Source organism: Methylibium sp. (assembly GCF_013817365.1).
GTDB lineage: Bacteria > Pseudomonadota > Gammaproteobacteria > Burkholderiales > Burkholderiaceae_C > Methylibium.
This window is the reverse complement of record NZ_JACDCU010000157.1, coordinates 1-8,133: the sequence shown is the minus strand read 5'-3', so window position 1 is coordinate 8,133 and position 8,133 is coordinate 1. Positions and strand designations below refer to the sequence as shown.

The window sequence follows — 8,133 nt, the reverse complement described above, 5'->3', positions numbered from 1 at the left end:
CGTTCCAGCTTGTCCGACTGGTCGATGCCGATGCCGAGCACCGTCAATTCGTCGGCGGAATGACGCCCTTGCAGCGCCGCGAGCATCCGCGTCTCCTCGCGACACGGCACGCACCAGGTGGCCCAGAAGTAGATCACCAGCGGCCGTCCCCGGTACACCGCCAGCGCCTGCGGCGTCGACGTGAATCGCTTGAAGGAGCTGTTGAACACCGCGTCGGCCTTGGCCTTCGTGTACCCGGGCGGCGGCGCCGTCGGCGCAGGCGGCGCGACCGGCCGGAACACGAAAAGGGTCTGCGCCATCGCGGCGACGAGCAGCAGGGTAAGCACGCGCATGGGATGTCGCCGTTCACGCCGGTAAAGAAGCTGGGGAAAACACCGATCCATCGGCTCCCGAGTTTGCAAGGAAAGTGCTTTTCGCGCAAATAATTAGCGCGTACATTATTTACGAGTCGGTGCAAAGTGCGCCGTCCCAGCAGGAGCGATTCGATGCACAGCCGAGCGGTGTGGAAAGTCCTGGGCCTGTTGATGCTTGCCGGTGCGGCGGCCACGGCCGCACCGGCGGCGCCCGCGCAGGCCGATGCCGCTCCTTCGGGCGCTTCGACCGCCGAAGCGCTGTTCGCCGCCAGCTTCAAGGACTTCGACCGCCAACTCCAGCCGCTGGCGCAGTACAGGGGCCAGCCCATGCTGGTGTACTTCTGGGCCACCTGGTGCAAGTCGTGCAAGCACGAGGTGCCCGAGCTCAAGGCGCTGCACGAGAAGTACAAGGACCGCAAGCTCAAGATCGTCGGCGTCGCGGTGGACAACACCGACAAGGTGGTCCAGTTCGCCAAGGACTACCAGATCAACTACACGCTGCTCCTGGGCAGCAACGACGCCATCGCGCTGTCCAAGAAGCTGGGCAACAGCGCCGGTGGACTGCCCTTCGCGGTGATCGTCGACGCCCAGGGCCGGCTGGTCCATTCGCTGCTCGGCGAGGCGCCGCCCGGGCCGCTTCGAAGAACTGGTTCGGCCGCTGCTCTAGACGCACCGGCGGGCGAGGCAGCGGTCGTTCGTTCATCAACACAAGGAGACAACGCTTATGTTTGCCATGAATCCGGTTGTCCCGCCGCGCTGGAAGCAGCGCGCACGGGCGCTGGCGATGGCGGTCACGCTGGGAGCCGGGTCAGCGGCGGCAATCGCCGCCACGCCCGTCATCACCGTGGTCGATCCCTCGCCGGTCAACTGGCTGTCGATCACCTGGAACACCATGGAAGAACTGGTGCGGGTGAACGAAGACGGCCGCACGATCCCGACGCTGGCCGAAAGCTGGCGCTGGGTCGACGACAAGACGCTCGAGTTCAAGCTGCGCAAGGGCATCCAGTTCCAGGACGGCGAGCCGTTCAACGCCAAGGTGTTCCGCCGCAGCTTCGACGAGGTGCAGCGCTGGGAGAACCCGCACCCGCCGGGCGCCTTCCTCAACTTCGCCAAGGACACCAAGCTCGAGATCGTCGACGACCACACCGTGCGCTTCGTGTTCCCGGCCACCGACAGTGCCGCGATCATGAAGTTCCGCGGCATGCACGTGGCGAGCACCCGGTTCTGGGACACCAACGGGTTCAAGAACAAGAAGGCAGGCAACGCCGAAGGCCAATGGTGAGTGATCGACGAACCGGGTCCGTGGGGGACTGGTCCGTTCGTGCTCAAGGAAGGCTTTTCGGTGCTGGACAAGCGTTCGCCGACGCTCACGCTCGAGCCCAACCCGACCTACTGGAACAAGGCGCGCATGCCGAAGGCGACCTTCGTCTTCGACAACGTGATTTCGAAGGCGGAAGCGCTGGAGGAAGTGGCCAAGGGCGGCAAGGTCGACATCGTCACCGAGCTCACGCCGAGCGAGGCCGTGGCGCTCGAGTCGAGCACCAAGGCGCGTCTGGTGGAGAGCAAGGCCAAGACGGTGCTGGTCGGGGTGATCAACCGCAATGCGCCGGCGTCGAGGTGGAACGACATCAAGGTGCGGCAGGCGCTCAGCAAGGCCGTCGACCGGGCGATGGTGGTGAAACAGGGTGCCAAGGGTTACGGCACCGTGATCCCCGCGATGATCGTGCCCGGGCACTACGGCTATGACGCCGACCTCCAGCCCTACGCGTACGAGCCGGCAGCCGCCGGCAAGGCGCTGAAGGCGGCGGGCATCAGCGGCATCACCGTCGTGGCGGGCGAGGGCTACAAGGGGGTGGTCGAGGCGATGGCAGCGAGCCTGGAGAAGGCCGGCGTCAAGGTGACGGCCGACTACTCGGGCACGCCCAAGGGCGACGGCTGGGACGTGTGGCTGGTCGAGCATTTCGACTGGTCGCCGGAGTACCCGTACGGCGTCGTCTTCCGCGAGTTCTTCGCCAAGGACGGGGGCTTCCGCAAGATGCCGGAAGACCCGAAGTTCGAGGCGATGGGCAAGGCGATCCTGGCCGAGAAGAGCAAGGCCAACCTGGAGAAGAAGACTGCCGAGCTGAACCGCTACGTCCACGAGCAGGCCAACGTCGTGTTCCTGTATGCGCCCTCGAAGCTGTACGCGGTGAGCAACCGCGTCGACTTCGTGCCATTCAAGACCTGGATGCTGGAACTGGCCGAGACCACGGTCAAGCCGGGCGCCGACAAGCAGGCCATGGCGAAGTAAGCGCTTCGCACCGAGAACGAACAAGGGCCCGCGCGAGCGGGCCCTTGTTTCACCGCACACCCTTACCGCATTACCGAGACCGCATGATCGTCGGCACCGCAGGGCACATCGACCACGGCAAGACCTCGCTCGTGCGCGCGCTCACAGGCGTGGACGCCGACCGCCTGCCGGAAGAGAAGGCGCGCGGCATCACCATCGACCTCGGCTATGCCTACGAGCCGCTGCCCAGCGGCGACACGCTCGGCTTCGTCGACGTGCCCGGGCACGAGAGGTTCATCCACAACATGCTGGCCGGCGCGACCGGCATCGACCATGTGCTGCTGGCGATCGCGGCGGACGACGGTCCGATGCCGCAGACGCTGGAGCACCTGGCGATCGTCGAGCAGCTCGGCCTCGCCGACGGCGTCGTCGCCCTGACCAAGGTCGACCGCGTGGACGACGCGCGGCGCGAGGCCGCGCTGCAGGAGGTGCGCCGACTGCTGGCCGCCACGCGCTGCGCCGGCTTCGAGGTGCAGCCGGTCTCGGCTGTCAGCGGGGAGGGCATCGACGACCTGCGCCGGCACCTGCACGAGGCCGCAGCCCGGCAGCCGTCGCGCCGGGCCGCGGGCGGCCATTTCCGGCTGGCGATCGACCGCTCCTTCACGCGGCCCGGCATCGGCACCATCGTCACCGGCACCGTGTTCGCCGGCCGTGTCGCCGTCGGTGACCGGCTGACCCTTTCGCCCCTGGGCATCGAGGTCCGGGTGCGCGGGCTGCACGCGCAGAACCGCGCGGCGGACGGCGGCGGCATCGGGCAGCGCTGCGCACTCAACATCACCGCGCCCCAGCTCGACCGCCGGGACATTGCGCGCGGCCAATGGCTGCTCGGCTCGGCGCTGCATGCCCCCACGGACCGGCTCGACGTCCGCCTGGAGTTGCTGGGCAGCGAGGACCGGGCATTGCGGCACTGGACGCCGGTGCATGTCCACCTCGGCGCGAACGACGTGACCGGCCGCATCGCGCTGTTGCAGGAGGAGCCGCTCCGGCCCGGCGCCAGCGCGCTTGCACAGCTCGTCCTCGACGCGCCGATCGGCGCGCTGCATGGCGACCGCTTCATCGTGCGCGACCAGTCCGCGCAGCGGACCCTGGGCGGCGGCAGCGTGCTCGACGCCTTCGGACCCGCGCGCGGCCGCCGCAAGCCGCAGCGGCTGGCGGTGCTGCGCGCGCTGGAGTCGCCGGCGCCGAACGACGCGCTGCGGCAACTGCTCGACGTGGAGCCGGCCGGCGTCGATCTCGACGCCTTCGCCCGCCTGTACAACCTGCGCGACGACGAACGGGCCCGCGTTCTCGACAGCGTGGCGATGCAGGTCCTGCGGCCTGCCGGCACCGCGTCGCGTGCGCCGGCGCTGGGCTTCGGCGCTGCGCACTGGTCGGCCTGCGCGCAGGGGTTGCAGGGCTGGCTGCAGGTCTGCCATCAACGCGACCCGGACAGCCCGGGGCCCCACATCGACGAGCTGCGCGCAGCCCTGCCCGGCCGGCCGGCGCTGCCGATCGCCGCGGCGATCGCCGAACAGCTGGTCCAGGCCGGCCTGGTGCGTCGCGCCGGCTCGCGCTACCGGTTGCCGGGCCACGAGGTGACCCTGAGCGAGTCGGAATGCGCCCTGTGGCAGGGTGCTCGGCCCTTGCTGGAAGCCGCAGGCATCGCCACGCCGCAGGTGGCCGGCCTCGCGGAGCAGATGCGCACGAAGGACGAGTTGCTGCGGCTGCTGCTGCGCAAGCTGGTGCGCATGGGTCAGCTGCACCAAGTGCGCCGCGAGGTCTTCATGCTGCCGCGGACGGTCGCGGAGCTTGCGGCGCAGGCGCAAAGGCTCGCAAGTGCGCACCCGAAGGGGATCCTCACGGTCGGCCCCTTCCGGGAAGCGACGGGCCTGCACCGCAATCTCGGCATTCCGGTGCTCGAGTACTTCGACCGCGCCGGCTTCACGATGCGGCGCCGGGACGGCCGGCGCCTCCGACGCGAAGCAGCGTCGGTCTTCGGCGAGGCCGGCGCAGCGCCGAATTGATTCATGGAAGAGATGCGCTCCCCGGTGGGACGTCCGGCCTTCAAAGCCGGGAAGGGCCGCCAGCCGGTCCTTGGTGGGTTCGACTCCCACTCTTTTCCGCCGCCTGCAGGCCCGCGGCCGTGTCGCTCGTAGCGCCACCGGGCGTCTCGGGGCGCGCTGCGCCGTCGGGGATCTCGCCGCGCGCCGCGCTGCCGGCCGTCGACCGCGTGCTGCGCTCGCCACCCGCGCAGTCGCTCCTGGCCGAGCACGGCCACAGCGCCGTCGTGGCCGCACTGCGCGAGGCATTGGCCGAGGCGCGCGCACGCGCCGACGACGAACCGGTGCCCACGCCCGACGAACTCGCGGCCCGGTGCGGCAAGCGCCTGGCGGCACGCGCGGCCCCGAAACTGCGCGCCGTCTTCAATTGCACCGGCACGGTCCTGCACACCAACCTCGGACGCGCCCTGCTGCCGGAGGAAGCCATCGCCGCGGTCGCGCAGGCGATGCGCATGCCCGGCAACCTCGAATTCGACCTGGCCACCGGCGGCCGCGGCGACCGCGACGACCTCGTCGACGACCTGCTGTGCGAGCTGACGGGGGCCGAAGCCTGCACCGTCGTCAACAACAACGCGGCCGGCGTGTTCCTCGCGCTCAACACCCTGGCGCAGCGCCGCGAAGTCATCGTCTCGCGCGGCGAGCTGGTCGAGATCGGCGGCTCGTTCCGGGTGCCCGACATCATGGCCCGCGCCGGGGCCCGCCTGCGCGAGGTCGGCACGACCAACCGCACCCACCTGCGCGACTTCGAGGCGGCGATCACGCCGCGCACGGCGCTGCTGATGAAGGTCCACCGCAGCAATTTCGCGCTCAGCGGCTTCACCGCCGAGGTGCCCGAGCACGAACTCGCGGCGCTCGCGCACGCGCGCGGCCTGGCGATGATCAACGACCTCGGCGCCGGCTCCCTGATCGACCTGGCCGCGTATGGCCTGCCGCCGGAGCCGACGGTGCGGGGCGCCATCGCGGCCGGTGCCGACCTGGTGCTGTTCAGCGGCGACAAGCTGCTCGGCGGCCCGCAGGCCGGCCTGCTGGCCGGGAGCGCCGAGCTCATCCGCCGCATCAAGAAGAACCCCCTCAAGCGCGCGCTGCGCGTCGGCAAGATCACGCTCGCCGCGCTGGAGGCGGTGCTGCGGCTGTACCGCCACCCCGAGCGGCTGCGCGAGCGGCTCACCACGCTGCGTCTGCTGACGCGGCCGGCGGCCGAGATCGAGGCCGTGGCACAGCGCTTGCGGCCAATGCTTGCGCAGGCGCTCGGCAGCGACTGCGTCGTCGACGCACGGCCCCTGCTGAGCCAGATCGGCAGCGGCTCGCTGCCGGTCGACCGGCTGCCGAGCTTCGGCCTGGGCATTGCGCCCAGGCTATCCGGCCGCGCGCTGCAGCGCCTGGAGGAGGCGCTTCGCGCGCTGCCGGTGCCGGTCGTCGGCCACATCCACGACGGCGTGCTGTGCCTCGACCTGCGCTGCCTGGACGATGCCCGCGACGAGGCGCGGTTCGTCGAGCAGCTGCCGCTGTTGTCGAAGGCCCGCTGAGTTGCGCAGCCTGAACCCGGAGTTAGCCATGCGAGCGTTGTCGATCCTCCTGAGCTTTGTCGTCTCGCTTCTGGCGCTCCCGGTCGCGGTGGCCGCGGAAGACTTCCTGCCGCCCGAGCAGGCCTTCCGCTTCTAGGCACGCACCCTCGACGATCGCACCGTGGAAATCGTCTTCAAGGTGACGGACGGCTACTACCTGTACCGGGAGCAGTTCGCCTTTGCGGCCGAGCCGCCCGCGGCCCGATTGGGCGCGGCCGTCATCCCGGCCGGCAAGGTCAAGTTCGACGAAACCTTCGGCAAGGACGTGGAGACGCATCGGGGCAGCCTGACGATCCGCCTTCCGGTCGAAGACGCCCCGGCTGGTTTTGCCTTGAACGTGACCAGCCAGGGCTGCGCCGACAAGGGGCTGTGCTACCCGCCGATGACCCACGCTGCAGAGGTCCGGTTGGCGGGCTTTGGCGGCGACGGCACGGTGCGCGTCATGACCCTCGGCGGTACCGCCGTGGCCGCGGACATGGCGACAGGCACGCTCGACGGACGCGCGGTCGATGCCGCCACGGCCCCGGCCGCCCCTGCACCGGACGCAAGCGCGCCGAGGCTCGGCAGCTCCGGCGATGCCTCGATCGACGGCGCCCTGCGCAGCGGGCGCTACTGGATCGTCGTCGGCGCCTTCTTCCTGGCCGGCGTGCTGCTTTCCTTCACGCCCTGTGTCTTGCCGATGCTGCCGATCCTGTCGTCGATCATCGTCGGCGCAGGCCGCAAGGGCGGCGCGGTGTCCCGCTCCCGCGGGCTCTCGCTGTCGATCGTCTACTCGCTCGGCATGGCCCTCGTGTACACGCTGCTGGGCGTCGCGGCCGGGTTGGCCGGCGAGGGTCTCGCCGCCGCGCTGCAAACGCCCTGGGTGCTGGGCGTCTTCGCAGCGATGCTGGCCGCGCTGGCGATGTCGATGTTCGGCTTCTACGAGCTGCAGCTGCCGGCTGCCTGGAGCAGCGGCGTTTCCAGCGGGACGAACCGCCTGCCCGGAGGCCATGCCCTCGGTGTGTTCGCCATGGGCGGGCTGTCGGCGCTGATCGTCAGCCCTTGCGTCGCCGCGCCGCTGGCCGGCGCGCTGATCTACATCAGCCAGACGCGCGACGTGCTGCTCGGCGGCAGCGCGCTGTTCTCGCTGGCGGCCGGCATGAGCGTGCCGCTGCTGCTCGTCGGTGCCTCGGCCGGCAGCCTGCTGCCGCGCGCCGGCGCATGGATGGAGGGCGTGAAGCGCGGATTCGGCGTGCTGCTGCTGGCAGTGGCCTGGTGGATCCTGTCGCCGGTGCTGCCGGCGCCGTTGGCCGTGGCCGGCTGGGGCGCCGTGCTGCTGTGCGCGGCGACTTTCCTGTTCGTCTTCGACCGCCTGCCCGAACGGGCGGGGGCTGCGCTGCGGCTCGGCAAGACGGCCGGCCTGGTGCTCGCGATCGCCGGCGCGCTGCAACTCGTCGGCGCCGCTGCCGGTGCGAGCGATCCGCTGCGTCCGCTGGCGCCGTTGGCAAGCCGTGCTGGCGGCGATGCGGCAGGAGCGCAGGCAAGGCCCGGTGCTCACGAGGGCCCGCGCTTCACGCGCGTGCGCACGGTGGCCGAACTCGACGCCGCCCTCGCCGCTTCCGGCCGCCCGGTGCTGCTCGACTTCTACGCCGACTGGTGCGTGAGCTGCAAGGAGATGGAGCGCTTCACCTTCGCCGATCCGAGGGTCCGTGCAAAGCTCGACAAGGCGGTGCTGCTGCAAGTCGATGTCACCGCCAACTCGGCACAAGACCGGGCACTGCTCAAGCGCTTCGGGCTGTTCGGCCCGCCGGGGATCGTGTTCTTCGATGCTGGCGGACGCGAACTCGGGTCGCTGCGCGTCATCGGCT

The 8,133-nt window shown here is 70.3% G+C and carries 4 protein-coding genes, 1 tRNA gene and 2 pseudogenes; 6 read left to right on the top strand and 1 reads right to left on the bottom strand.

The window, feature by feature from the left end:
* Positions 1 to 326, bottom strand: a 326-nt coding sequence (locus tag H0W38_RS11080; protein WP_292453878.1) for a TlpA disulfide reductase family protein, incomplete at its 3' end; no start/stop codon positions are given.
* Between the two features lie 159 nt (positions 327 to 485).
* Here H0W38_RS11080 and H0W38_RS22070 point away from each other — a divergent pair.
* The 6 genes and pseudogenes from H0W38_RS22070 to dsbD form a co-directional block, all read left to right on the top strand.
* Positions 486 to 923, top strand: a pseudogene (locus H0W38_RS22070) (redoxin domain-containing protein); the annotation flags it as partial.
* Positions 924 to 1,077: 154 nt separating this feature from the next.
* Positions 1,078 to 2,643, top strand: a pseudogene (locus H0W38_RS11070) (ABC transporter substrate-binding protein).
* 83 nt (positions 2,644 to 2,726) lie between these two features.
* Positions 2,727 to 4,685 (top strand): selenocysteine-specific translation elongation factor, encoded by a 1,959-nt coding sequence (selB, locus tag H0W38_RS11065; protein ID WP_292453873.1) that lies wholly within the window; start codon positions 2,727 to 2,729, stop codon positions 4,683 to 4,685.
* Between the two features lie 5 nt (positions 4,686 to 4,690).
* Positions 4,691 to 4,784, top strand: a tRNA-Sec gene (locus H0W38_RS11060).
* A gap of 71 nt (positions 4,785 to 4,855) precedes the next feature.
* Positions 4,856 to 6,247, top strand: a complete 1,392-nt coding sequence (gene selA, locus H0W38_RS11055; RefSeq protein ID WP_292453880.1) for an L-seryl-tRNA(Sec) selenium transferase — start codon at positions 4,856 to 4,858, stop codon at positions 6,245 to 6,247.
* A gap of 160 nt (positions 6,248 to 6,407) precedes the next feature.
* Positions 6,408 to 8,133 (top strand): protein-disulfide reductase DsbD (dsbD, locus tag H0W38_RS11050; RefSeq protein ID WP_367161924.1); only part of this gene is annotated, 1,726 nt, incomplete at its 3' end.